The sequence below is a fragment of the Methylocella sp. genome (genome assembly GCA_037200525.1).
Lineage (GTDB): Bacteria > Pseudomonadota > Alphaproteobacteria > Rhizobiales > Beijerinckiaceae > Methylocapsa.
This window is the reverse complement of record JBBCGG010000001.1, coordinates 2,667,694-2,693,699: the sequence shown is the minus strand read 5'-3', so window position 1 is coordinate 2,693,699 and position 26,006 is coordinate 2,667,694. Positions and strand designations below refer to the sequence as shown.

Annotated in this window: 16 protein-coding genes; 8 read left to right on the top strand and 8 right to left on the bottom strand. The window is 59.9% G+C overall.

Annotated features, from left to right (window positions below; all coding sequences use genetic code 11):
• Positions 1-75 precede the first annotated feature (75 nt).
• Positions 76-474 carry a response regulator gene (locus WDN46_13190; protein ID MEJ0094349.1) on the bottom strand — a complete coding sequence of 133 codons (399 nt, stop codon included), beginning with the start codon at positions 472-474 and terminating at the stop codon, positions 76-78.
• A gap of 239 nt (positions 475-713) precedes the next feature.
• Between WDN46_13190 and WDN46_13185 the strand changes: the two genes are divergently transcribed.
• Positions 714-1,682, top strand: a complete 969-nt coding sequence (locus WDN46_13185) for an N-formylglutamate amidohydrolase (GenBank protein MEJ0094348.1) — start codon at positions 714-716, stop codon at positions 1,680-1,682.
• 2 nt (positions 1,683-1,684) lie between these two features.
• On the opposite strand, the gene WDN46_13180 is transcribed toward WDN46_13185, so the two are convergent.
• On the bottom strand, positions 1,685-2,218 hold the full coding sequence (locus tag WDN46_13180) for an invasion associated locus B family protein (GenBank protein ID MEJ0094347.1): 534 nt from the start codon (positions 2,216-2,218) through the stop codon (positions 1,685-1,687).
• Between the two features lie 334 nt (positions 2,219-2,552).
• Here WDN46_13180 and coxB point away from each other — a divergent pair, with 334 nt between their 5' ends.
• The 6 genes from coxB (at position 2,553) to WDN46_13150 (ending at position 8,392) form a co-directional block, all read left to right on the top strand.
• Positions 2,553-3,446: a cytochrome c oxidase subunit II gene (coxB, locus tag WDN46_13175; protein MEJ0094346.1), complete on the top strand. Its 894-nt coding sequence runs from the start codon at positions 2,553-2,555 to the stop codon at positions 3,444-3,446.
• 36 nt (positions 3,447-3,482) lie between these two features.
• The gene (gene ctaD / locus WDN46_13170) at positions 3,483-5,150 is read left to right on the top strand and encodes a cytochrome c oxidase subunit I (protein MEJ0094345.1); all 1,668 of its coding nucleotides are present in this window, start codon (positions 3,483-3,485) and stop codon (positions 5,148-5,150) included.
• A gap of 472 nt (positions 5,151-5,622) precedes the next feature.
• Entirely contained in the window at positions 5,623-6,576 is a 954-nt protein-coding gene (locus WDN46_13165) for a heme o synthase (GenBank protein MEJ0094344.1), read from the top strand.
• 4 nt (positions 6,577-6,580) lie between these two features.
• Complete coding sequence (locus tag WDN46_13160; protein MEJ0094343.1) at positions 6,581-6,745, top strand: hypothetical protein; 165 nt, start codon at positions 6,581-6,583, stop codon at positions 6,743-6,745.
• A 14-nt stretch (positions 6,746-6,759) separates the two neighbouring features.
• Positions 6,760-7,368, top strand: a complete 609-nt coding sequence (locus WDN46_13155) for a cytochrome c oxidase assembly protein (protein MEJ0094342.1) — start codon at positions 6,760-6,762, stop codon at positions 7,366-7,368.
• A 160-nt stretch (positions 7,369-7,528) separates the two neighbouring features.
• The gene (locus tag WDN46_13150) at positions 7,529-8,392 is read left to right on the top strand and encodes a cytochrome c oxidase subunit 3 (GenBank protein MEJ0094341.1); all 864 of its coding nucleotides are present in this window, start codon (positions 7,529-7,531) and stop codon (positions 8,390-8,392) included.
• Between the two features lie 106 nt (positions 8,393-8,498).
• Here WDN46_13150 and WDN46_13145 read toward each other — a convergent pair whose 3' ends face one another.
• Positions 8,499-8,942 carry a cupin domain-containing protein gene (locus WDN46_13145; GenBank protein ID MEJ0094340.1) on the bottom strand — a complete coding sequence of 148 codons (444 nt, stop codon included), beginning with the start codon at positions 8,940-8,942 and terminating at the stop codon, positions 8,499-8,501.
• 300 nt (positions 8,943-9,242) lie between these two features.
• On the opposite strand from WDN46_13145, the gene WDN46_13140 reads away from it, so the two are divergent.
• Entirely contained in the window at positions 9,243-10,139 is an 897-nt protein-coding gene (locus tag WDN46_13140; GenBank protein MEJ0094339.1) for a cupin domain-containing protein, read from the top strand.
• Between the two features lie 4 nt (positions 10,140-10,143).
• On the opposite strand, the gene WDN46_13135 is transcribed toward WDN46_13140, so the two are convergent.
• Genes WDN46_13135 through WDN46_13115 form a run of 5 tightly spaced genes read right to left on the bottom strand, consistent with a single transcriptional unit; the run spans position 10,144 to position 25,574 of the window.
• Positions 10,144-11,256, bottom strand: coding sequence for a RuBisCO large subunit C-terminal-like domain-containing protein (locus tag WDN46_13135; protein MEJ0094338.1), 1,113 nt, complete (start codon positions 11,254-11,256; stop codon positions 10,144-10,146).
• A gap of 51 nt (positions 11,257-11,307) precedes the next feature.
• On the bottom strand, positions 11,308-12,624 hold the full coding sequence (locus WDN46_13130; protein MEJ0094337.1) for a hypothetical protein: 1,317 nt from the start codon (positions 12,622-12,624) through the stop codon (positions 11,308-11,310).
• A 58-nt stretch (positions 12,625-12,682) separates the two neighbouring features.
• Positions 12,683-15,580 carry a condensation domain-containing protein gene (locus tag WDN46_13125; GenBank protein ID MEJ0094336.1) on the bottom strand — a complete coding sequence of 966 codons (2,898 nt, stop codon included), beginning with the start codon at positions 15,578-15,580 and terminating at the stop codon, positions 12,683-12,685.
• Complete coding sequence (locus WDN46_13120) at positions 15,577-23,631, bottom strand: amino acid adenylation domain-containing protein (protein ID MEJ0094335.1); 8,055 nt, start codon at positions 23,629-23,631, stop codon at positions 15,577-15,579. Before WDN46_13120 ends, WDN46_13125 begins: the two co-directional genes overlap by 4 nt.
• Positions 23,628-25,574 carry a non-ribosomal peptide synthetase gene (locus WDN46_13115; GenBank protein ID MEJ0094334.1) on the bottom strand — a complete coding sequence of 649 codons (1,947 nt, stop codon included), beginning with the start codon at positions 25,572-25,574 and terminating at the stop codon, positions 23,628-23,630. Before WDN46_13115 ends, WDN46_13120 begins: the two co-directional genes overlap by 4 nt.
• Positions 25,575-26,006 lie beyond the last annotated feature (432 nt).

The following is a 26,006-nucleotide window of genomic DNA, read 5'->3' as shown; positions in this document are numbered from 1 at the left end:
CCTCCCCCCCCCCGCGCGGGTCAGCGGAGTCGGGCGTTCCGATCCGAATCCGCGGACGCGAAGCGCCCCGTCCGCTCAGGCTGCAAGAAGCCTTTGCACCTCATTGACAAGATCCTTGAGGTGAAAAGGCTTCGAGAGGATTTTGGCTTGCGGCGGCGCATTATTGTCGGGATTAAGCGCCACAGCCGCAAAGCCTGTAATAAACATCACTTTAATGTCAGGGTCGAGTTCGGTCGCCCGGCGGGCCAGTTCGATGCCATCCATTTCAGGCATCACAATGTCCGTCAAAAGCAATTCAAACGGCTCTTCGCGCAAACGATGATAAGCGGAAAGACCATTATCGAACGTAGCGACGTCATAGCCCGCGTTTTGGAGGGCCTTGCCGAGAAAGCGGCGCATGTCATTATCGTCCTCGGCGAGCAGAATCTTGCCGAGCTGAATCTTGGACTGGGTCGGAGTGTTCATATCGTTCATTGGGAGCCTCACAATCCGGCCAAGGAAAGGCCCATTTAGTAAAAATCATGTGAAAATCCGAAGCGTAAAATCGTCCAGCCCCATTTCCGTTTGCCGGTTCGATTTTTTCCGCAGCGGCCGTGACAATTCTGCACTGATAAAGATGGATCTGGACAGAAGGCCTCGTCTTTGTCACATTACAGGCCGTTGCCTGATTTTACCTAAAAGCTTCAAGAGCCATGGCTCTGTAGGGAGATTCCATGATTGCGGAGGCGCCAGGCAAACGTGAGGAAGCGCACGAACCGGAGTTGGATCCGGGTTTCGATGTGACCGAGCCGGACGTTCTGAGCTGCCCCTTGGTTTTCTCCTCGCCGCATTCGGGGGATGTTTATCCTCGCCGCTTTCTGGATCGCACGCGGCTCGCCGCCATCCAGTTGCGCCGTTCGGAAGATGCCTTTGTCGATGCTCTGTTCGGCGGCGGCGTCACGCTCGGCGCGCCGTTGATTCGGGCGCGATTTCCCCGCACTTATCTTGATCTCAATCGCGAGCCCTATGAGCTGGACCCGCGCATGTTCGATGAACGCCTGCCGGCCTTCGTCAATACGCGGTCGATGCGGGTCGCCGGGGGTCTTGGAACGATTCCGCGCGTCGTCGGCCAGGCGCAGGAGATTTATTCCGATCGCTTGCCTCTCGGCGAGGCGTTGCGGCGCATCGAGAAACTCTACAAGCCCTATCACGATCGTCTCGGCGAGCTTATCCTACGCGCGAAGCAGGTTTTCGGGCTGGCTGTTCTGGTTGACTGCCATTCGATGCCATCCGGCGCGCACTCGGCGAGCACGCCTCCAACCGGCGGACTTTTTAGCGCTGTATCCCGTTGTTACAATGACGCCGAGCCGAAGGCGAAAGCCGATTTCGTCATTGGCGACCGGCACGGCACGAGCTGCGCCACGTTCCTAGTCGATGTCATCGAAGATGAATTGCAGCGCTTTGGCTATAAGGTCGCTCGCAACAAGCCTTACGCCGGCGGCTTCATTACCGAACACTATGGCAACCCCCGCGCCAATTGCCACGCCATTCAAATCGAGGTCTGCAGAGGCCTCTATATGGACGAACAAAGCGTCAGGCAATCGCACCGCTTCGCTGAAATCAACGCCGCTGTAACCAAAGTTTCCGCCGCGCTCGCCGCCGCCGCAACGCGGCTGACAGTTTACCGCGCCGCTGCGGAATAACTTCAGGGCAACGCGTCGAAGCCTTCCTTAAACCCAGCCAGCGCCAGCGGAATGCCGATGCCCTCTTCCGGCGTCTGGAAAATGATGAAGGTGGCGTTTTTGCCATTCCTCATCTGATCGATCAGCTTTTCTTCCATCACGACCTCGGCGACGCACCCGGTCGGGAGGCAACGGACGAAACCGGCGCGCCCAACATCGACGTCATCGATTTTGAGCCCTAGGCCGGAGGGCAGCAGCACCCCGAGCGGCGCGATGACGCGCAGCAAGCGGCTCTTGCCGTCTGCGGTCTTGAGCACGATCACGACAAGGTTAATGTTCGGCTTGTCCTCGGCGGCTACGCTTTGCAACAGCGCGCATTGCTCCTTCGCCGCGCCGGGCGGCGTTTCGCAACGCAATTCCCAGTCGCCGTTCTTGGACTTGACGACGCCCTGCCCAAAGGCAGCGCCCCCGGTTGCAATGAGCCCGACGCCGATGAGAGATGCGCGCAAGAGGCGCTTGACGACCTTGTTTTGTTTGTGTTCGACCGCCTGCGTCATGCTCTCTCCGAAAATCGACTTATGCGTCGTACCGGCTCTGTATGGTTTTCTTTGGCCAACAATGGCTGCCTAGCAAATCGCCTCAAAGTGTCAAGCAAAGCTCGGCGGTTCGAGCCAATCGAGCCGACTTGGAGGTCGAAGTCGCGCAATTTTCATCCGGCCCACCGGCAGGAGGCCATTTTGTCGCACCCTTGCGCCGCATGAACTGTTTGAGGTGGTTGATTGCGCTCAACGCCCGTTTATAGTTTTCAACTATCTCTTCTGCCTCTGGACGGGGCGAAGGGGAAATGGTAGGCGCGGAACGGTCATCTGCGCATCCGGAGCTTCGATTTTCATGAGATTTGCCAGCACAGCCCTGCGTCACATTCAAAGGTTCCGCGCAGTCCTCCTCCGAGCCGCCTCCTGCCTCGCGTTGCTGCCCGCTGGCTCCGCGCTCGCCGACGGATTTGCCACTCCTGGCCAGATCACGTTCGAGGAAGCGGTGACGCCGATCGCCGAGGAGATGCATTTTTTCCATAATTGGATCGTGCTGCCGATCATCGTCGCGATCTGCCTGTTCGTCCTGGCGCTGCTCGCCTACGTGTTGATCAGGTTCAACGAAAAAAATAATCCCGTCCCAGCGCAGACCACTCACAACTCCATACTCGAGGTCGCCTGGACGGTGCTCCCGGTCATGATTCTGGTCGTTATCGCAATTCCCTCCTTTCGTCTCCTCACCCATCAATTGGTCGTGCCGCCGGCGGACATCACGCTAAAGGTCACTGGCAAGCAATGGTACTGGACCTATGATTATCCGAAGGATCAAGGCGGCGGGTTCGAGTTCGACTCCTATCTCATCCAAGACGCCGATCTGAAGCCCGGCGATCTCCGTCAGCTTTCCGTCGACAATGAAGTTGTCGTGCCGATTGGCAAGACCGTTCATATGCTCGTGACCGCTGCAGATGTGATCCATTCTTTCACTGTTCCGTCCTTCGGCATCCGCATTGACGCGGTGCCCGGCCGCATGAACGAAACCTGGTTCAAGGCCGAACGCGAAGGGATCTATTATGGTCAGTGTTCAAAGCTTTGCGGCGAGAACCACGCCTATATGCCGATCGCCGTCCGCGTCGTAAGCGAAGAGAAATATACGGCTTGGCTCGCTCAAGCCGCAAAGAAATTTGCTTCGACGAAGACCCCGGATTCGGTTCACTTCGCGGATAACAACGCGCCATCCGTCGCAGTTCGATAAGCGCGACGACAAAACAGCATTCGAGGGAGACTACCGTTGGCGACGAGCACGACACTTCATCCTGAAGAACACGCCCATCCGACCGGTTGGCGGCGCTACGCCTATTCGACCAATCATAAAGACATCGGCACGATGTATATAATCTTCGGGATTTTCGCCGGCGTCATCGGCGGCTTCCTGTCGATCCTCATGCGGATGGAATTGCAGGAACCCGGCATCCAGATCTTCACCCATCTCTCCCAGGTCTTCGACGGCGCTTCGCCCGAGACCGCGCTCGACGCCGCGAAAAACCTCTATAACGTGACCATCACAAGCCATGGCCTGATCATGATCTTTTTCATGGTCATGCCCGCGCTCATCGGCGGTTTCGGCAATTGGTTTGTCCCGCTCATGATCGGCGCGCCGGACATGGCTTTCCCGCGCATGAACAATATCTCGTTCTGGCTGCTTCCCGCCGCCTTCGCGCTAACCATCACATCGATGTTCATGGATGGCTCGCCAGGAATGAAGGGCTTCGGCGGCGGCTGGGTCATGTATCCGCCGTTTTCGAGCAACATCGGCACCCCCGGTCCGGCGATGGATTTCATAATCCTCTCCGTCCATTTGGCCGGCGCCTCCTCCATTCTTGGGGCGATCAATTTCATCACAACCATCTTCAACATGCGCGCGCCAGGCATGACCTTGCACAAAATGCCGCTGTTCGTATGGGGAATGTTGGTCACCGCCTTCTTGCTTTTGCTAAGCTTGCCGGTGCTCGCAGGCGCGATCACCATGCTGCTGACCGACCGCAATTTCGGCACGACATTCTTTGATCCCGCGGGCGGCGGCGACCCGATCCTGTTCCAGCACCTGTTCTGGTTCTTCGGCCACCCGGAAGTCTACATTATGATTTTGCCGGGGTTCGGCATCATCAGCCACATCATCTCGACGTTTTCGCGCAAGCCGATTTTCGGTTATCTCGGCATGGCCTACGCCATGGTGGCTATCGGAGTCGTCGGCTTCGTCGTGTGGGCGCATCACATGTTCACGGTCGGCCTTTCGCTCGACACGCAGCGCTATTTCGTCTTCGCGACAATGGTGATCGCCGTGCCGACGGGGGTGAAGATCTTCTCGTGGATCGCCACGATGTGGGGCGGCTCGATCACTTACAGGGCCCCAATGATCTGGGCCGCCGGGTTCATCCTGGTGTTCACGATCGGCGGCGTCACCGGCGTCGTTCTCGCCAACGCCGGCATCGATCGCGCCTTCCACGAAACCTATTATGTCGTGGCGCACTTCCATTACGTGCTGTCGCTCGGGGCCGTGTTCTCCCTGTTTGCGGGTTTCTATTATTGGTTCCCGAAGATGTCCGGGTTTATGTACAATGAATATCTCGCCAAAGTGCATTTCTGGCTAATGTTTATCGGCGTGAACCTGACATTCTTCCCGCAGCACTTTCTTGGCCTCGCGGGAATGCCTCGCCGATACATCGACTATCCTGACGCCTACACGCTTTGGAACAGGCTTTCGTCCTTCGGCTCTTATCTTTCTGGAATAGGCGTCATCCTCTTCCTCTACGTGATCTACGATGCTTTCGCCAAGAAACGCGTCGCGGGCGACAATCCCTGGGGCGTCGGCGCCACCACTCTCGAATGGACTGTGTCCTCGCCGCCGCCGTTCCACACCTTCGAAACCTTGCCCCGGATTGCGGGTTCGGACCACTAGAAAGGTTGCAGGCATCCCTCGATAGGCCTGGGCTGAAACAGAGAAAAACGGAGCATGATCGCTTCACATTGATGCGATCATGCTCCGAAACTAGGGTCCATATTCGCGTCCGAGGGGAATCTGTTCGCCGGTCGCAAATGATTTTATCCGAGAGTCCGGCGGCTTTCCGATAAGATCGCGTAAAGGCTGGGATTGGCGTTTTCGTTGAATCGGTCTAAAGCGTCATTTTGGAGCCTGTTCGGGGCCTACCCCAAAACCTCAGCCTTCATGCTGAGATGGGTCCGTTGCGAGCATGAAGGCGCTCGGAAAAAATGAAATCATCCTCCAAGGCGCGGCGCTCAACTGAGGGTGAGGTTTCGAAACTAAAAGCTGAAGAGGCTTTCGCGCCGCCCATCGTTCGATCGCCGGAGAACCTCGACGTGGTTCGACTACATTGGAAATGCATTAGGCAAACATTGAAGCAGTCCGAACCATGAGTTTGATCGCAAATAGCAGCGACGACGCCACTCCCGATCTCTCGATCTCGATCGCAAGTCCCGGCGACTATTTCGCCCTGCTCAAGCCACGCGTTATGTCGCTGGTGATCTTCACCGCGCTAGCTGGCGTTTTGATCGCGCCTTCCCATGTCAATCCGGTCATCGGCTTCGCCTCGCTCCTCGCCATAGCCGTCGGCGCCGGAGCGTCCGGCGCCCTCAACATGTGGTATGACGCCGATATCGACGCCGTGATGCGGCGCACTCGCAAACGACCGATACCGGCGGGCAAACTGACGAGAGAAAACGCGCTCAGCTTCGGCATAACGCTGTCTGGTCTCTCGGTTCTGACGCTGGGCTTTGTTTCCAACTGGTTCGCCGCTGCGCTCCTCGCCTTCACGATTTTCTTCTATGTCGTCATCTACACGATGTGGCTGAAACGCTCGACGCCGCAGAATATCGTGATCGGCGGCGCAGCCGGCGCCTTTCCCCCGATTGTCGGATACCTCGCCGCGACAGGGCATGTCAGCATCGCCAGCCTCTCCCTTTTCGCGATTATTTTCGTCTGGACTCCGCCGCATTTCTGGGCGCTCGCATTGGTCAAGGCCGACGACTTCGCCCGCGCCGGCATCCCGATGCTTCCGAATGTGGAGGGGCCGGATCGCACCCGCCGCGACATCCTTCTCTACACAGCCGTTCTTGCGCCGCTTGGTCTTTCGCCGTGGCTGCTCGGTTTCGCCTCGCCGATCTATGGCGTTCTTGCGTTCGGTCTTGGCGCGCTCATGCTTTTCTTCGCGGCGCGCGTCTATCTTGTCCGCACTGGCGAGCAGGCCAACAAATGGGCCATGCGGCTGTTCGGTTTTTCAATTCTCTATCTTTCGCTGCTTTTTGCCGAGATCGTCGGCGAACGCGTTTTTGCGATCCTGCAAAGCGCGGGCCTTCTGTCGTGGTAATGCTATGACCCCTGACAATCTTAACGGCGTCACGCTGACGCCGGCGCAACTGAAAAGCAGGCGCCAGCGCAATGTGGCTATCGGCCTTGCTATCGGCTGTTTCGTTTTGCTCATCTATGTCGTGACGATTGCTAAACTCGGGCCTGGCGTGCTCAATCGTCCCCTTTAAGGAACGCTTCCGCCATGAATGCATCGTTGGAGCCGCCGCGAGCGCCAATGTTTCGCCGCCAGCGACTGGTTGCTGCGCTTGCCGTCGCAGCGAGCTTGGCGATGCTTGGCCTGTCATTCGCGGCTGTCCCGTTATACCGCATGTTCTGCGCCGCGACCGGCTATGGCGGGACGACGCAGGTGGCCTATGCGGCCCCAGCAACCCAAGGGCTGCGCGATTTGACAGTCCATTTTGACGCCAATGTCGCGCCGGGCCTCAGCTGGACGTTCTCGCCGGAGACGGCGGAAATCAAATTGCGGACCGGCAAAACAGCGACGGTGTTTTTCAAAGTCACCAATATGTCGGATCACGAGACGGCGGCGCAGGCGATGTACAATGTCGGCCCCGACGCCGCAGGCGCTTACTTCGATAAAATCAGCTGTTTCTGCTTCAACGAGCAAACGCTCGGCCCGCACGAAACAGCGGAGCTCCCCGTCGTCTTTTTCCTCGACCCAGCGCTTGAGAAGGATCAGACGATGGCGGGCGTCGAGACGGTTACGCTTTCCTACACGTTCTTTGCCTCTAAGTCGGCGGCTCCCATCGCCGCCAGCGGGAAGCCCAGCGCAACGGCAAAACCGCTTTGAGCAACGTTCGGTTTCTCTTGACCAACGCTGCCAAACGAGGCAAACGCATCAGTCGAGCTTGCACTGATAATGCGCAGTTCAGCGCGATCAGCATAGCGCCGCGCTTCGGGCGGCTTTGATAAAGACAGGCTCATTGAGCCAAGCGGGAAGAGGGTCAAATATGGCGGACGCCCACGTAAAGCCGAACCACGACTATCATCTCGTCGATCCAAGCCCGTGGCCGATCGTGGCGGCCGTAGCCGCTTTCTTTATGGCCCTCGGCGGCATCATCTGGATGAAGGGCATGACCTTTGGGGACTTCAAACCCAATGGGTTGATTTTCGGCGCAGCCGTTATCTTGCTCCTCTTTGTCGTGACGCGCTGGTGGACCGACGTCATCAGAGAATCGACCGTTGAGGGCCACCATACCCGGGTGGTGCAGATCAGCCATCGCTACGGCATGATCCTGTTCATCGCTTCCGAAGTCATGTTCTTCGTCGCATGGTTCTGGGCTTTCTTTGACGCCAGCCTTTTTCCGGGCGAAGCCATTGAATATGCGCGCACCGAATTCACCGGCGGCATATGGCCCCCGAAGGGAGTCGAAGCCATTGACCCCTGGCATTTGCCGCTGCTCAACACGCTCATCCTTCTGACGTCCGGCACAACCGTCACCTGGGCGCATCACGCCCTCCTCCACGGCGATCGCAAAGGACTGAAGCTCGGCCTTCTCCTCACCGTCCTGCTCGGCCTGCTGTTCACATCGGTTCAGGCCTATGAGTATGTGAACGCGCCCTTTGGGTTCAAGGGCTCGATCTTCGGCGCCACCTTTTTCATGGCGACGGGATTTCATGGCTTCCACGTCATCATCGGGACGATCTTCCTAGCCGTTTGCCTGCTCCGCGCCCTTATCGGTCAGTTGTCGCTGAAGCATCATCTCGGCCTCGAATTCGCCGCCTGGTATTGGCACTTCGTCGACGTGGTCTGGCTCTTTCTGTTCGCGTGCATTTACGTATGGGGATCTTGGGGCGCGCCGATCGAGCATTAGCGCGCGCTTCAGCCGCTGACGCGAAGTTCAGCGTAATCAAAACACAGGGCGGGAGGCCGCCCTTTTTTTCACCACATTATCCCTTTGCATTCGGCGCGGCGCGGAGCTAGCCGCCAAGAAACGCCGCTACGGCGGGGTTTGCCTTTAACGCGGCCAAATCCTCATCTGTCGGCAACTGCGGCCGATCTCTGGCGGCATTTACCAGGCAGAGAAAGCCAAGAGGCGTCGCGGGGCCGGCGCGGAACTGATGCCAGGTCCAAGGCGCGATTGTGACCAGATCATGCAGCTTCAATGCGCTGACCGTCTCGCCGACCAGACATTCCCCCTGCCCGCGCAGCACCATGACGCCGTGCATGTGCTCATGCCGCTCGAGAGTTGAAAACCCTCCCGGCTCGATTTCGAAATAGCGCAATTCGCCGAGCTGTCGCGGATCGGAAAACAAAACCTGTCTGGAGATCGCCTTGAAGGGCGCGTCATTGGCGTCCTTATAGGGGCGATTCTCTACGCCTTCCCATCGGCAGGCTTCGACGCTTTTGCGGAGAGACGTCAATTGATCGCGGGTGTCAGAGATTGTTTCACCTAATCCTAAGTGGCGGCGCGAGGAAGGCAGGCTGTCTGCTGGAGTTCCGGCCAACCGACGCCAAATGTGAGCACATTTGCTGCCCCAAGGCAACGTAGCGCCACGGCCGTAATGTTGACATTCGGTAACGCAGCGCACATCGTTCGAGCCAATTATCCATTATAATGGCCAAATACATTTCGCCGCTACGCTAGGCTAATCCGCTTTCCGCTGACCTCCTTTGCTTCGTCAAGGAGGGCCGTAAAGGTTATTGCTGAAAAGGAAATTGCGATGGGTGCGCTCGATGATTTTGAGGGTCTGGACCTCCGTTCCGACGCCTTGAAAAATCAATTTGACCAAGAAGCCTTTAGCTTCAATCATTCAATTGATAAGCTTGACCTGTTCACAATAGACAATATTCATGCGTTGGCGCGCAAATACGCCGATTGCAAACATGATTATTATATAGCGCACAGCGCTACCGCGCCTGGCGCTGCTTTCAACTCCGTTCCGATTGCGTCCTATCGGCCCGACGAAGCGCTCGACCAGCTTGAGTCCGGCTCCTACCGCATATTATTGAAGCGCCCCGAAAATCACGATGCACGATTCCGAGATCTCCTTGACGCACTATTCGGGCAGGTCGTCGATCGACTTGGCGGACTTGGCGGGGAGCGCGTTGTACGGCTTGAGGCTGGCCTTTTCATAAGCTCCGGCGCGACGACGACGCCGTGTCATTTCGACCCGGAGATTGCCTTCTTTACTCAGATCGAAGGCCAGAAAACCTATCATGTCTACTCGCCAAGCGTCATGCGGGAGGCGGAATTGGAGCGCTTTTACCGCAGCGGCGGCGTGACGATCGCCGAAGTCGATTTGGCCACGCGCGATCCGTCGCGCGAGCAGGTCTTTGCGCTCGAGCCAGGCAAGGGTCTGCATCAGCCGCAAAACGCGCCGCATTGGGTCGAGACGGGCAAATCCCGCTCAATCTCATATTCTTTCGTTTTCGAGACGGACGCCTCGCGGGCGCGGGGACGCGTGCGGGCCTGCAATCACTACCTCCGGCGGCTGACCCTCAACCCGCCTCTTCCCGGAGCGTACCCTCGAGGCGATATAGTCAAGTCTCGCGCAATGGGTTTAGCCCTTCCAATCCGCAGGACGCTCGCGGATATTGTCCATAAAATGAGAGCATGATCTCTCAAGACCGCTCGTAATCATGTTCGGCGACGGCGCGAACGAAACCAGCGGTCTCTTCCGCGATCGCCCCAAGCGGAGCCGAAAGAAGGGCGCCGCCGATGAGCAGCATCACGTCGCGGCCGTAATAATCAAGCAGTTCCGGGACGCGTTGCAAAGTCATCCCACCCGCCGGCGTCGGGACGGCGGGAGCTAACGCGCCCCAAGGCCCAAGAAGTCCCTGCGAGATCGCTTTGCAGGTCGCCGCCGAATAACTAAATCTCCCGCCGTAATTGGGAAATATCGACGCGTCCGCGCCAAACAGCCGAAACAGCCTAGCGAATAAGACGGGAGACACGCGTGCGGCTCCGGTCATTGTCGGATGGGCTAGAAAAGCGAAATCGGGATTGGAGCGGCGCAACGCGTGAAAATTCGAGACCCCGGCGATCATCGGCGCAATCATAACGGTATCCAGTCCTTCGTCGCGCGCTTGCCCGATCTGCCGCTCCATCTCATCGTAATAGCCGGCTAGGCTGGGGACGTAGCGGGTCGAGCGGCCAGTCGCCTTGGCGGCCTTGCGCGTCGCCGCCGCGCAGGCGCGAATGCGGTCGGCGAAAGGACTATAGGACTGGTTCGCCAGCCCGTGATCATCCTTGATGAAATCGAGGCCGCCTAGCGCCAGTTGATAGGCGAGCTCGCCGAGTTCGGCCGCCGGCAGTCCTTGCGGTTTCAGCGCCGAGCAGGTCAGCGCCCGCATCTGCGCATCCGCGCGCACCCGCAGACCGGCGAGCCCAAGGCGCGGACCGCCAAACCACGCCAACAGATCGTCGGGCAATATAGCGTCGCGCAGGATGACGTCATCTTGCAGCGACGTGTTGCCAAACAGCATATTGATCAATTGCCCCGCGTCATCCCCTATGGTCGCGGCGGCGAGGTCGATCCGCACGTCGAACCAGCCATCGCCGCAATCGTCGATCGCGGCCACCTGCCCGACGATGTCGGAGACTATGGCCGGATCGCGGATCGCCGAAAGCGGCATCTCCACGCTCTGCTCCACCGCGATGGCGAGAGCGCGGGCTTCGATCGTACCGGCATCGCCGCGCACTCTGTAAAAAACGTTGAGTCTCGACGTCACCATGCCCCCTTGGTTAAATGGCGCGGCCCTTGTGGCGCGCGCGGCCCGCAGGCGTCACCAGCCGAGGAGAGAACGCAGCGAACGTCCGATTTCTCCAGCAAGCCAATGCGCGTTTCCGTGCAGCACAGCAACTTCTTTATAGGGCGACGGCGTTTGGCGAAGCAGCGGGCTATTCATGTTGCGGAGATATTTATCAAAAAATGCCAGCAAATAAGCATCTGCAATGGATTTGATGCGAAATGGGTCGGCCAACAACCAGTATTTATAGGAACCGCGATCGAAGACGCCATCGGAAAAATTTACATGCGACGCGCCATAGATCCAATAGCCGTAGCCGTCTGGCAGATTCATCAGCCGGACTTCTTCACGCCAGTCCCGATCGGTCAACGTCGCTTCATACCGCTCGTTAACGTCGAGCGATTGCAGCTGGCGCGGCCCAGGAAGCGGCGCATCGCTATTTAGGATCAAATACGGCTTGTCCAGCGCGCCCGTCGCGGCGCGGCCAAACAACCATCCGTCGAGATTGGCTACGGCGGCGACGCGCGGGTCCAACACGCCCGCCTCCGCGGCCGTTGCGCCCGCAATGGAAAAGCCGAAGAAGCCCACTTGATCGAATCGCAGCTTTTCGCGCCATTCCGCGTTGGCGCAGGCGTCAAGCCGATCTAGCGCCTTTAGCGTTTTCTCCGCTAAACGATGCACCTTGAGATCAGCGTTGCGCAGGGTCGCCTTGAAAGCCTCGGCGGAAGAAAAATCGAAATTCCATCGCGGCGGCGCTTCCTCCCCGTCCTGAGAATTGAAGGGACGGAACTCATAATCGGCGTCATCCACCGCAAACACGACATAGCCGTGGCTTGCGAGCTCCGCCGAAGTCGAAGCCTTGTCATGGTTGAGACCGCTTCCGCTCTGTGCGGAGAGCAGGATCGGGTATGATCGCTCGGCCGCGGATAAACGCGCATCGCGCATGACTGCGGCGCAGTCGATCTCCGCAACATTGTTGAGCGTCAAGTCGGATGCGGATGCAGCGCCATCGCCAGCGGCCGGATACCAGATCTGAGCAATGATCGGGGGACCCTCGCCCATCGCAGGCGGCAGCGAGACGCTGACGGTCTCAACAAGGAGAGGCCCCGACGGACCGGTTGGCGGCGACGCCGTCGCGAGTTGATGCAACGCCCTGATGAGGCGCGGCGCGGCGGGAGCGATCAGCAAACCGCCAAGAACCAGCGTCATCGTCAAGGCCGACAGCGTGACTATGCGCGGCGGGCGACCGGAGCGATATGCAACGATAAGGGCGACGACTGTCCCGGCGATGACAAGCGCGCCAAGCATCCACCCAAAGCGGTCGCGCAGCTGATCGAAACGAAGATCGAGCATCGCCGCAATATTCCCTTTACGTCTTTTCTGAGTAGCGACGCGACCAGCGTCTGCCGCGCTATGCCGGAACGGCGAAGCCTTTATGGCTCGCCGATCGCTTGGCGTCGATCTCTTCGAGCAACGGCCGTAGACATTCGGCGATCACAGTCGCGCCCTCATCCTGGAACATGCCTTCATGCCAGCCGGGAACATGCAATCGTATGACGCGGCCGTTGACCAAATCGGACCACCCCATGCTCGGATCGGAAAAACCAGTCACGATTTCGTCGCTTCGTAAAATAACGACATCGCCCGTCGACGGCGACGCCCGGTAGAGACGTTTCGCCGCCTCAAGATAGCGCATGAACAGCCAGGTTCCTCGATCATCTTGTCCCTGCTCGGACGGGTCGATGACGCGCAGCCAAGCAGCCAAATCCAGAACTCTGCTTTTGCGGATGATGGTAAAAGCAGCCAACGTTCGCGCGATCGATTGTTTGCCGCTGAAGAACAAACCTATTCGATGCTTGATCACATGGATCTTATAGCTCAGCTCGGTGAGAAAACGTTGGCCAACCGTCAAACTCGCCAATAAATCGGGGCGCCAAGCATCCGCCATCACGACTAGAGGGACCAATTCTCCGGTTTTTCGCAGTTGCTGCGCCGCTTCGTAGGCAATGGCTCCAGGCACGCACAAGCCCAACAGAATATAAGGCCCATGAGGCTGAGCCTCGCGAATGATGCGAACGTAATCGGCCGCTAGCTCGCTTAGGCCGCGAGGAGGCAATAGACGTGGAATGCTGGGATCAAACAGCTGAACTCCGAGAAACGGGCGGTCCAGGCCGAGTTCCCTCGAAAGATTGTAATAGATGAACGTATTGTGGATGGCGATGATCGGCGTCTTGTCGCCATTTGACTGAATTTTGACGATTCGGGAGTCATCGAGGCGGGAGCCACCGGGGCGAGAGACATCAGGGCGGGAGCGATCCGGCGGCGCTTCGATTTTGGCTTCGCTGACGGATAGGCTCGCAGCGAATTCCCGCAAGGTCGGGGCCTGAAAAAGATTCATCACATCGGCTTTGACGCCAAAAACGCTGGAGATGCGGTTTATGAGCCGGATGGTCAAAAGCGAATGGCCGCCAAGCTCGAAGAAATTCGACGTCGGCGCGATGGCGTCCACGTTGAGCAGTTCGCGCCAGATCGCCGCCACTTTCGCTTCGGCATCGCTCAATCCGTCGCCGGAAGGCGCATACGAAGCTGGAGGAGGTCGCGGTGGCGGCAAAGCCGCGTAATCCACATCGCCGCCCGCTGTGCGAGGCAAAGCGAGCAGGACGCTAACCCCTGCCGGGGCGTCGCCAGGCGGCAAGGAATGCTCGAGATAGGCTTTCAGCTTTGCAGGCAGAGCCTCCAGCGGAAGGCGCAAATCGGGCGCCGGCGCGACATAAGCGTAGGATCGGCTTCCGTCGCCCCCGTTCGCCCATGGCGCTGCAACGGCGTCTTTCACATCTGCATGACGCAACAGCAAGGCTTCGACAGCGGCGAGATCCGTGCGGCGCGCTTCAGCATCGCGCGCTTCACGAACCGGCGGCGTCAGCGCGGACAATTTTGCGCCGGGCGTCGAAACGGCGAACTCGAACACGGACATCAGGAAAGCGAGCATTCGCTCGGCCGTATCCCTTTCGAAAAGACTCGGGTCGAACTCAATAGCCATGCGCCAGCCGGAGGGCCAATGCACCAGAAACAAATTGAGGTCGTAGAGAGAGCCGGCCGAAAGCGACGGCTGTCCGCTAAGGTTGAAATCGCCGTATCTTTTGTGCTCCAGAACGTCGCCGAGGACAGTGAAATTGACTGAGATGAGAGGCGTGCGCGAAGAGTCGCGCGGCGGATTGAGAATCTCAACCAGTTTCTGGAACGGCATCCGCTGGTGGATTAGCGCATCGAGGACGGTTTCATTCACGCTTGGCAGAAATTCCGCAAAGGTTGGGTCGCCCGAGGCGTCGAATCTCAAAACGAGATCATTGATGAAGACGCCGATCAAATTTTCCAGTTCGGGCTCGTCGCGTCCCGCGATTTGAGTGCCAAAAACTATGTCCGTCTCGTCAGTGAAGCGATGCAGCATCGCCGCCACCACCGCGCAACAAAAACTGAATAGGGTCATATTTCGCTTGCACGCGGCTTCCTCCAGCCTCTCGCCAAGCTCCTTCGGTACGGTGGTCCCGAGAATTTCGCCCCCATGCGTCGGCCGGCCGGCCCGCTCACGGTCTGGACGAACCCGAAAATACGGCGCTCCAGTCAGTCTTTTTTTCCAGTAGGCGATTTCCTTCTCAAAGCTGCCGCTAGCGAAATACTCTTTCTGCCAAAGGCAAAAATCGCCATATTGCAGCGGCAGTTCGGGCAAGTCGTAGTTATGTTTGGCGTCGAGCGCCGAAACTATATCGCCGAATTCGCGCGCGAGAATGCCAATCGACGCGCCGTCGAAGGCAACGTGATGGACTGTGACCAGCAAGAATGCACGATCCGTCGCCAAGCGAAGCATGGTCGCGCGAATCAACGGCAGGCTGTCGATGTGAAATGGCAAGCGCGCTTCGCGCTGGGCCAACGCCATCGCCTCGTCCAACCGGTTCGCCTCAGGGAAAATCGTCAGGTCGATAACGGTCAGCTTGAAATTATAGCTGGCCGCGACTTCCTGCATGGGATCGCCATCTTTCTCGACGATCCTCGTGCGTAAAACCTCGTGCCTTTCGACGATAGTCTGGAACGCCTTCTCAATCGTCGCAGGGCTGAACTGCCCGGTGATTTCCCACCGCAAAGCGATGTTGAGCGACGGACTGGCGGGATCGAGCGCGTCAATGAACCAGAATCGCTGCTGCGCCGTCGAGCAAGGGAAGACAGATTCCGCGACAGTCGAAGCGCGAGAAACCGGCTGCTCCGAAATGTGCTGATCGTGATCCTGCAAATCATCGGCGCAGCGCATTGTCATGCAGACGGCTCCTTGGCTTGCACGCCGCGTCTGAAGCTTCTCAACGAAGGCGCCGTCTGAGCGACGACGATGGGTTGATCATCGGCGGCTCGCGCCAGTTCGCCAATCGTCGGCAGGCGCATCACATGCCGAGCCTCAAGGCCGATGCCTTCCGCCATCATGCGCGCCGCGATGCGAAAGAGGTCAATTGAGTCGGCGCCGAGCGAGAAGATATTATCGTGAACGCCAATCTCTTCAATTTGCAAGACTTCGCGCCAGATCTTTGCGAGCTTGCTCTCAAGCGGCGTTCGCGGCGCGGTAATGACGCGCTTTTCGGTCGCATGCGCCGGGTCAGGCTGCGGCAAGGACTTGCGATCAAGCTTCCCATTAGGGCTCAATGGCAGCGCATCGAGGCTGACCCAAATCGGAGGCACCATATAGTCGGGCAAATGGAGAACCGCATGGGCCGTCAACGCTGATGGCGAAGGCGTTTGTTGACCGGTTGCCGGCACAAAATATCCGACGAGACGCGGCGTTTCGCCTACCTGCGCGTCGATCACCGCCGCGCAGGTGGACACGCCCTCGCACTGCCGCATGACGGCCTCGATTTCCTCAAGTTCGATGCGGAATCCGCGCAGCTTCACTTGAGCATCGACGCGGCCAAGCATTTCAATGTCGCCATTGGGCAGACGCCGCGCGAGATCGCCGGTGCGATACAAGCGCTGCGGGACGCCATCGGTCACAGCAATATCGAAGAACGCTGCTGCGTCGAGGTCGGGGCGGCGAAAATAGCCGCGCGCCAACCCGTCCCCGCCAATGAACAATTGCCCGATCACGCCGACCGGCGCCAGCTCATAGCGGTTATCGAGCACATAGAGCTGCGTATTCAACACCGGCGCGCCAATCGTGATAGGCGATCCTTGCGAAACCTTGCCGATGCTCGACCAGATCGTGGTCTCGCTCGGGCCATAGACGTTCCACAGTTCATCGCCGTTTTGCAGCAGCGCGTCCGCTAGATCGCGCGGCAGCGCTTCGCCGCCGCAGAGCATTTTCAAACCGGTGCGGGCCTTAAATCCGGCTTCGATGAGAATCCGCCACAGCGAAGGCGTCGCCTGAACCAGAGTCGCTTTTGAGTTCTCGATGAGGGCGGCAAGCCCAAAGCCGCCGCGGACATCGTCGCGGCTCGCTATGACAACTTGAGCGCCGGTGATCAGCGGCAGATACAATTCGAGCGCCGCGATGTCGAATGCGATCGTCGTCGCCGCGACCAACACGTCCTCGCCCCCGAATTTCAACGTCCGCGCCATCGACCATAAAAGATTGACGACCGAGCGATGAGCGATCTCGACGCCTTTCGGCGTCCCCGTGGAGCCCGACGTGAAGATGACATAGCAGGCGCGCTCGACGTCGCCCACAACGAGCGGAGCGCTCGCCGGATTGGCCGCGATTGCGGCGGCGTCCGCATCGATCCGAATGATGGGCAAACCAGAGGCTATCTCCGCGGCAAAGGCGTTGTCGCAAATCACCGCGGAGATGGCTGCGCTCTCGACTACGAGACGCAGGCGCGCCACCGGATGATGCGGATCCAGCGGCACATAGGCGCTCCCGCTTTTCATGATCGCCAGCAAGCCGACCAGCATATCGAGCGAACGTTCCGTCGCAATGCCAATGCGGGCTTGCGATTGCGTTACGACGCCGCGCAGATGATTGGCGAGGCGATTGGAGCGCTCGTCGAGTTCGCGATAAGTCAAAGCTGCATCGCCAAAGCGCGCAGCGATGGCTGAAGGGGTGCGAGCGGCCTGCGCCGCGATCAGCTCATGCAATGGCCGCATGTCGAGATCGCACGCGACCGAATCATTGAGGTCATGCGTCAGCCATCTGCGCTCCGTCGCCGAGATCAGCGGCAGCGCGGATGCGGGCTGCGAGGGATTGGTCGCGATCTCGACGAGCAGCGTGCGATAATGGCCAATCCAACGCTCAATCGTCGCTTCACCGAAGAGGTCGGTGTTGTAGTCGCAATCAACGCGCAGACCGCCGTCCTGTTCGGTGATGTTGAAGAACAAGTCGAAAATCACATGACGCTTTGGATTGGACCTGGCGTCAATCTCAAGTCCCGGCGCACTTATCTTGCCGCCTAGACGCTCGAGGTTGAACTGCGCTTCGATCAGCGGCCGCCGGCCGGCTTCTCGCGGCAACGCCATTTTGCGCACGAGCGTGCCGAGCGTAAAGCTCTGGTTCTCGTAAGCGGCGAGCACAATCTGGCGGGTCGCAGCCAGATGCTCGGCGACAGTCGTCTCGTCGCTCCAGCGTCCGCGCAGCGGAAGAAAATTGACGCAATGGCCGACGAGGCTATCGCCGTCAACGACAGACTGTCCCGCCGCGGGGATGCCGACAACGACCTCGTTCTGGCCGGAGAGTCGCCCGAGCAGAGTTTCGAATGTCGCCAGCAGCGCAACGAACAAAGTGCAGCCCTGCCGCGCAGCGGTTTTGCGGAAACGCTGCGTCAGATCCGCGTCAATGGTCCGCGTCAAGGTCGCGCCGGCAAAGCTTTTCTGAATGCGGCGCGGCCGGTCGGTTGGCAGGTCGAGCGAGGGGGGCGGCGGCGTGAATTGCGGCAGCCAGAACGCATCGACGGCGGGCCCCTGCCGCGCCTGCCGGATGCGCTCCTCGACGCCGTAGCGGCTGAAGGACATTGGCGTTGGCAGATCCGCGGCGGCGCCGGTCAGCGCCGCCTCATATAGCTTGGCCAGCTCGTCGATGATGACGTTGAATGACCAGCCGTCGCAAATGATGTGATGCGCCGTCAGAACCAGAGCGTGATCATCGGCTCCAAAGCGAACCAGCTTCGTTCGCACGAGCGGCCCATTCGCGAGATCAAATGGCGTCCCCGCATCGCTCGCCAACAGATCGCGCCAAGCGGCCTCCGCCTCTTGCTGCGACAGGCCCGCAAAGTCACATTCGGTGAGTGCAAGCTCCAGCAATGGCAGGATGCGCATTTGCTCGCCATTCGGCTGGAAGGCCCCCCGCAAGGCGTCATGCCGGGCGACCACTTCATCCAGCGCTTTCGACAAGGCCTCGCGATTAAGCGCGCCGCGCAGGCGAAGAGTCATCGACTCGTTAAAAGCGCATGAGGCCTCGTCAGAGAGCTGAGCTGCAAGCCAGATTTCATTCTGCGCTTCGGTCAGCGGGAAATCGGTTTGCTCCGGGGCCCCCATGCCGGCGGGCGCAGGCATGAAATCCGCTTTTTGCATCGCGACGATGCTGTCTTCAAACGCCTCGGCGATCGCAGCAACGTCGGCGTCGCTATGCGCCGTCGTCAGGAAGCAAGGATAGTGCTCCTGGATATAAACGCCGCGTTCGAGCATATGCGGATAGAACAGGCTGGCGTAGCGGCTGACGCCGCTGATGTTGAAGAAGAACAGACTGCCGAAAGTCTCGATTTTGAAGTCGACGCCGCGCTGACGCGCGAAATTGCTCAAGCGCCGCACTAGTCCAGCCGTGCGCGCGCTGACGCTTTCCTGCAGGGCTGGCCCCTGCTCCTTGAGGTGGTTCAAAACGGCCCACACAGCCGCCATCACCAGAGGATGGCGCACGAAGGTACCGGCGAAAAAGGTCATTCCAACTTCGGGGTAGGAATCATCGCCATACCGCCACATGCCGCCGTCAAGCGCGTCCATGAAGGCCGCTTTGCCGGCCAGAATGCCGACCGGCAGGCCGCCGCCGACGACCTTGCCGTAGGTTGCAAGATCAGCGCGAATGCCAAACAGCGCCTGCATGCCGCCGGTATGCATCCTGAAGCCGGTGACCACCTCGTCGAAGATCAGCGCGGCTCCCGTCGTCTCGGTGATCGCGCGGATTTCTTTGAGGAACTCAACCGGCCGCAGATCGGGATGGCGGCTTTGCACCGGTTCGACCAGAACGGCCGCCAGCTCTTCCGCATGAGCGCGGATCCAATCGAGCGATTCCGGCGCGCCATAGGGCAGAACAACCATGTTCTGCACTGATTCCGCTGGAATGCCGGCTGCGGCGGCCATCGGGCGCGCAACGCCGGAGCGTAAGCTCCCTTTGACAAGGACCTCGTCGAACTGACCGTGGTAATCGCCCGTAAAAGTGGCGATGAGCGAGCGGCCCGTCACCGTGCGGGAGATTCGCATCGCCGCCATTACGGCTTCCGACCCGGTGTTGCAGAAGGTCACCCGCTCATTGCCGGTCATCTCGCTGAACAGCGCCGCGACGCGCCCCGCCAGCGCCGACTGCGGCCCTATTGCGAAACCCTTGCGCAACTGGTCGCCGACCGCCTCGACGACGAAAGGCGCCGCGTGGCCGAAGAAGGTCTGCCCATAGCCATTGACGAGATCAACGTATTCATTGCCGTCAACGTCGTAGATCCGCGAACCGCTGGCGCGGTCGCTGACCATCGGATAGACGAGATCTTTCCATTCCTGGCGGAACCCGGCGGCGGCGCGCGGATCGGCAAGAACAGGCCGATAGTCTTTCGTGAGGCGCTTTGACTCCGGCGTGCGCGCATTGAAGCGCAGGGTCAACTCGGCGAGCGCGCGCTGCTGTATTTCATTCATTTCCGCGGCGGGCGCCGAGCGCGCCGCGGCGATCATATCGAAGCGGGATTTTGGTTCGTCGTGCGGCGCGGACGCGGAAACCGAAGCCGAAGGCGGCGTCGCGACGGACGCAGGAGCCGTCGCTGGCGTCATAGTCTGAGGCTGCCGCATCGCGGCCGCGCTCTGAGGTTGCGCTGTAGCGCCAACGCCGCGCAGGGCATCGAGCTGCTGCGCCATGAGGCGGCTCATGACGTCGAGCTGATCGCGGATGACCTGTTCGACCGCATCGGACCCAATGACCCCACGCGGCGGCGAAGACAAACCTTGCGGCGGCGCGGAGATCGGCTGCAATGCCGAGACGAGCTGAACCGCAGCGGGTTGCGGCGCAGAAGCCGCCGCAATCTCACGGGGTAGATTTTCGGCGAGATGAGCGACGAGAGCCGGAATCGTCGAGAAATCGCCGAGCAACTGGCGAAAAGTCAGCTTGACCTTGAAATCGCGCAGCAATTGCTGCGTCACTTGACTGAGAAACAGTGAGTCGAAGCCCATTTCGAGAAAGCTTGTCTCAGGATCAAGTCCTGCGATCGACTCGCCTGAAAGGTTCTCAAAAAGCTCGACCACCCGTTCGCGCAGCTTGGCGCCGTCGGGTGCAGCCATGTTCACTTCCGGATGGGCGATCGCGCCCGGCGCTGCATTCATTTTCACAGATATCTCGGTCAATGATGTTTCGACAGCGGAATGGGAATTGATGGACTCAGGCTCGACGCGCGCGGGCGCGGGCGCGGCGCCGGTTTGGCGCGTAGTCGGAGGCGCATCGATCCAATGGCGCGTGCGCTCGAACGGATAGGTCGGCAATGGCGTGCGCCGTCGCCGCGCGCCGGCGTGGACGCCGCGCCAGTCGATGGAAACGCCGGCGCACCAAAGCTGCGCCGCGGAGCTCGCCATCACATCTTCGTCGGCCGCCTCCCGCGATGCGTCCGGCAGCGAGGCCAGAACCGCGTCGGGGCCGCTGCCGGCTCCGCCCTGCCGCGCCAGCGAGGACAATGTAACCCCCGGCCCAGTCTCAATCAGGATCGGCGCGCGGGCCGCGCTGGAGCCTTTGTTTGACGAACTTTCGCGCAACAGCGCCGCCAACCCATCGCCAAAACGCACCGGCGCGCGGCAATGCTCCGCCCAATAGTCCGGCGAGGTCGCCTCAGATTCGCTGAGCCAGTCGCCAGTCACTGAGGAAATGACGCGCAACTTCGGCGGCGACAGCCTGACGCCCGCAAATTGCTTCCGCAAAGCCGCGGCCGCCGGGTCCATCATCGGGGTATGAAAGGCATGCGAGGTGTGCAGCCGGCGGCTCATGAGCCCGCGCGCCGTCAATTCGTTCTCGAGCGCCGCCACGGCCTCGTCAGGCCCCGCAGCCACGCAGAGTTTTGGCCCGTTGATCGCGGCGAGCGCCAGCGGCGCGGCGAGCAATGGCGCCAGCTCGGCTTCGGGCAGGCGTACGGCCAGCATCGAGCCGCGCGGCATCTCCTGCATCAGACGGCCGCGAGCGGCGATGAGTCCGAGCGCGTCCTCGTGCGAAAAAACGCCGGCGATGCAGGCGGCCACGAACTCGCCGACGCTATGGCCGATCATCATTTGCGGCGCAACGCCCCAGCTCCGCCACAGCGCCGCGAGGGCATAGCCAACCGCGAACAAAGCAGGCTGCGCGATCTCCGTCGCCTGCAAGGCTTCGGAGTCGAGACGTTCGGATCCTTCGCCATAAAGAAGCGCGCAAAGATCGCGGCCAAGCGCTGGCTTCAAAATCTCGGCGCTGCGCCACATGCTGGAGCGAAACGCAGCTTCCGTGCGGTAGAGGTCAATCCCCATGCCGGGATATTGCGCGCCCTGGCCCGGGAACATGAAAGCGATGGTCCTGGCCGCGCACTGCTCGCCATAGGCCACGCCCTGGCCTGATTCCAGCATTGCCGCCGCCGCTTGAATATCCCGGACGGCAACGGCTGCGCGATGTCCGAAAGCGCGCCGTCCAATCTGCGTCGTATAAGCGACATCGGCCAGCGGGAGATCGGGATTGGACTTGAGGTGGCGCGCCAGATTGCGTCGCGCCGCCTCAAGCGCCGTAGCGCTGCGCGCCGAAACGCAAATGATTTGCGCTGGCCGGGCCAAAGGCTCCGGGACCGCGAAGGGCGCCTCCTCCAGCACGACATGCGCATTGGTGCCGCCGACCCCGAAGGCGCTGACCCCCGCTCGCCGGGGCTCGTCGCCGCGCAGCCAATCGCGCCATTGCGTGTTGACGTAGAACGGCCCGCCATCAAAAGCGATATGCGGATTTGGCGTCTCGAAAAAAAGCGTCGGCGGCAGTTGCCTATGCTGCAACGCCAGCGCCGTTTTGATGAGGCCGGTCACGCCGGCCGCGACGTCGAGATGACCAACATTCGGCTTCACCGAGCCAAGAGCGCAGAAACCAACGTCCTCGGTGCTGGCGCGAAAGGCGCGGGTCAGTCCGGCAACTTCAATCGGATCGCCAAGCGGCGTCGCCGTGCCGTGACATTCGACATAGCTGATGGTGCGCGCATCGACCTCGGCGGCCGCATGCGCAGCCGCGATTACGTTGGCCTGCCCGCTCGCGCTCGGCGCCGTAAAGCCGGCCCTGGCGCCCCCGTCATTGTTCAGTGCTGAACCACGGATAACCGCATAAATATGATCGCCGTCTTCGAGCGCATCCTCGATCCGTTTCAACAGGACGACGGCGGCCCCATTGCCGAAGACCGTGCCGTCGGCCTTGGCGTCAAAGGTGCTGCATCGCCCGGTCGGCGAGGCCATGGCGCCTTCTTGCGCGAGATAACCGCGCCGCTGCGGCAGCGTGATTGACGCGCCTCCCGCCAGCGCCATGTCGGACTGATAAAGCATGAGGCTCTGACAAGCTTGCGCGACGGCGACCAAAGAGGTCGAGCAGGCCGACTGCACATTGACGCTCGGCCCACGCAGATCGAGCTTGTAGGACACCCGCGTCGCGAGAAAGTCCTGCAACGAGCCCAGCAATTCCGGATAGCTGCCAATCTGGTAGTCGCTGGTGAAGATCTCCACCGCCGCTCGATCCTGGCAGACATTGCGCAGGAAGTAGGAATTCATGCTACACCCGGCGAAGACGCCGATGGCCCCCTTATAGGTCGCCGGGTCGTAGCCGCCATCCTCTAGCGCCTGCCAGGCGCATTCCAGAAAGACGCGATGCTGCGGATCGGTGAGCTCCGCTTCCCGCGCATGCATGGAGAAAAAGCCAGCGTCAAACTGCTCGATCCCATCCAGCACGGCGCGGGCGCCGACGAAGTTCGGATCATTGCGAACGCTCGAGTCGAAAGCGTCCTCCAACTCCGCATCTTTGAAGCGCGTTATAGATTCAACGCCTTCGCGCAAGTTGCGCCAGAACGTTGCGATATCGGCGGCGCCGGGAAATCTGCCAGCCATGCCGATGATGGCGATGCCGGGAGGAAGCGGCGAGGCGGAGCCAGACGGATCTTCTTTCAAAGCGCTGCCCTCGCGCGGTTTCGAGCAACGCGCCGGAGCGCCTCGGCCTGACGGAGCCTGCGGTTGTTGATGTCGTCCATCGCTAATCCGCCGTCGGGAGACTCCGCAGCGCTTCGGCTCGGCGCCGGATCCTGCTTTTGCAGATGAGCCGCAAGCGCGCGAATTGTGGTGAATTCGAAGAGTGCGGTCATCGGCAATTCGCGGCTAAACCGCGTTCTGATTTCTTCTTGCAGCGCCATCACATCGAGCGAGGCGCCGCCAAGATCGAAGAAGTTGGCGTCGAGGCCAACTGAGCCGATTTTCAGCAGTCGGCTCCAAATCGCGGCGAGAGCAGACTCGACCTCGCTCAATGCCGCGATAGGCTGGGCCTCCGCCTCCGCCGCATCTACCGGATCGGGAAGCGCGGCGCGATCTACCTTGCCATTCGGCGTGCGCGGCAGCTCTTCGAGAATCACGAAATGCGCGGGGATCATATGGTTTGGCGCGAATTCGAGCATTTTCCGTCGCGATTCCGCCGCGTCAAATGATGAACAAATCTTCATTGTCACATAGGCGACAATCTTACGCTCTCCGCCTGTGCGGGCGCGCACATCCGTTGCGGCATCCGCGACTTCTGGAAGGCGCCGGACGAGCGCTTCTACTTCGTCAAGTTCGACCCTTTTGCCGCGGATCTTGACCTGACGATCAGTGCGGCCAACGAACTCGACCACGTCATCGGGTCGTTGCCGAACAAGGTCGCCAGTGCGGTACATCAGTCGCCCTGATTGGCCGCAGAAAGGATCGGGCAGGAACTTCTCCGCCGTGAGATCAGGCCGGTTGAGATATCCGAGCGCTACGCCCTCGCCGGCTGCGAAGAGTTCGCCGATCTCGCCGCGCGCAACTGGGCGGAGGTCCAGATCGAGGACATGAATCTGGGTATGGTCAATCGGGCGGCCGACCGGCGTCGGGGCATCGGCGGGGGCGTCGCGCGCAATCGTATGGCAGCAGGTGAATGTGGTGTTTTCAGTCGGGCCATAACCGTTGACGAGACGGCATTGCGGCATTGCGTCGAGCACGCGGCGCACATGGCGCGGCGACAAGACGTCGCCGCCAGCGATCAGTTGGCGCAGCGGGCGCAATATCTCGAGCTGATGATCGACAATTGCGTGGAACAGGCTGGCGGTGAGCCAGGCTGTGGTAACGTCGTGTTTTTCGATGGCCTCGCCGATCTCGCCAAAGCTCGGCTGGGCGGGGCCGACGATAGCGAGCGCCGCCCCGTTGAGGAGGCAGCTCCAGATCTCGAATGTCGAGGCATCGAAGGCCAAAGGCGCGAGCTGCAAAACCACGTCGCCTTGCCCAAGCTCGACGAAGCTGTTGCAAGCGAGGCGCGTCACGCCGCGATGCGGAACCATGACGCCTTTCGGACGTCCCGTCGTTCCAGATGTATACATGACATAGGCGAGATCATCGCCCATCGCGATCTCAGCCAAGGGCGCTGCGCTTTCAAGCGCTATGGCGTCCTCCTCGGCATCGATGAAAACTGTCGGCGCCGACCACGGCCGAGGCTGCGCGGATAAGACCATATGCGCGGCGGTGACCATGACAATTGGTTTGGCGTCTGATGCAATGAATGAGAGGTGATCGAAAGGATAGGCCGGATCCAGCGGGACGAAGGCGGCGCCGGCTTTCAAAATACCCAACATCGCAACGACCGCATCCAGCGAGCGCGGCAGAAACAGTCCAACCAGCGAGCCTGCGCGAACGCCCTTTGACGTCAGGAATCGAGCGAATTGGTTAGATGAACAGTCAAGATCAGAATAGGAAATAAAACCATCGCCGAAAAATATTGCCGGCTTCTCGGGATGCTTCCGTACGACATCCGCGAAATAGGAATGAATGGTGCGGCTTGCGTCAAATGTCGCGGTAGCTGAGCTCTTCTCGATCTCTGCGAAACGATGCGACACTGCAACCACCTTGCTTCAGAAACAGCGGATCGTTTGCCCGGACCGGTTTTCCGGACAAGACCGCGCGCCAAATTTCAAATGAATGCGGACTATCAGGTCGCTAAATCATAAGGTCGAGGCAATACAATTTAAAATTGTTTAAAGACAATTATGCAATCTGATCATACGATCATCGCCGATTTTCGCAAATAATGCATAACCCATTTAAGCGCTCCTTGTCGGCGTAAACAGACATAATCGAAAAAAGCAGCAGTCCTTGGATGAGACCATTGCGCGCCGGACCCAAAAAAGGAAGCGCGCCGCATCGTTGAGCAATCATTTTCTAATTTAAACCAAATGAGCTTTCAAGGATGCGTGATGAGTTGGCGTGACGATTATTGCAATCAGTCAATTCTCATAATGGAAAATTCAGGACAACGTCTTTAGCGCGAC

What these genes read in the sequence shown, in the direction of transcription:
- WDN46_13140 (MEJ0094339.1), top strand. Translation starts at nt 9,243, where the DNA reads ATGGGTGCGCTCGATGATTTTGAGGGTCTGGACCTCCGTTCCGACGCC.
- WDN46_13130 (MEJ0094337.1), bottom strand. Translation starts at nt 12,624, where the DNA reads ATGCTCGATCTTCGTTTCGATCAGCTGCGCGACCGCTTTGGGTGGATG.
- WDN46_13185 (MEJ0094348.1), top strand. Translation starts at nt 714, where the DNA reads ATGATTGCGGAGGCGCCAGGCAAACGTGAGGAAGCGCACGAACCGGAG.
- WDN46_13150 (MEJ0094341.1), top strand. Translation starts at nt 7,529, where the DNA reads ATGGCGGACGCCCACGTAAAGCCGAACCACGACTATCATCTCGTCGAT.
- coxB (MEJ0094346.1), top strand. Translation starts at nt 2,553, where the DNA reads ATGAGATTTGCCAGCACAGCCCTGCGTCACATTCAAAGGTTCCGCGCA.
- WDN46_13135 (MEJ0094338.1), bottom strand. Translation starts at nt 11,256, where the DNA reads ATGGTGACGTCGAGACTCAACGTTTTTTACAGAGTGCGCGGCGATGCC.
- WDN46_13165 (MEJ0094344.1), top strand. Translation starts at nt 5,623, where the DNA reads ATGAGTTTGATCGCAAATAGCAGCGACGACGCCACTCCCGATCTCTCG.
- WDN46_13190 (MEJ0094349.1), bottom strand. Translation starts at nt 474, where the DNA reads ATGAACGATATGAACACTCCGACCCAGTCCAAGATTCAGCTCGGCAAG.
- WDN46_13180 (MEJ0094347.1), bottom strand. Translation starts at nt 2,218, where the DNA reads ATGACGCAGGCGGTCGAACACAAACAAAACAAGGTCGTCAAGCGCCTC.
- WDN46_13160 (MEJ0094343.1), top strand. Translation starts at nt 6,581, where the DNA reads ATGACCCCTGACAATCTTAACGGCGTCACGCTGACGCCGGCGCAACTG.
- WDN46_13125 (MEJ0094336.1), bottom strand. Translation starts at nt 15,580, where the DNA reads ATGACAATGCGCTGCGCCGATGATTTGCAGGATCACGATCAGCACATT.
- WDN46_13155 (MEJ0094342.1), top strand. Translation starts at nt 6,760, where the DNA reads ATGAATGCATCGTTGGAGCCGCCGCGAGCGCCAATGTTTCGCCGCCAG.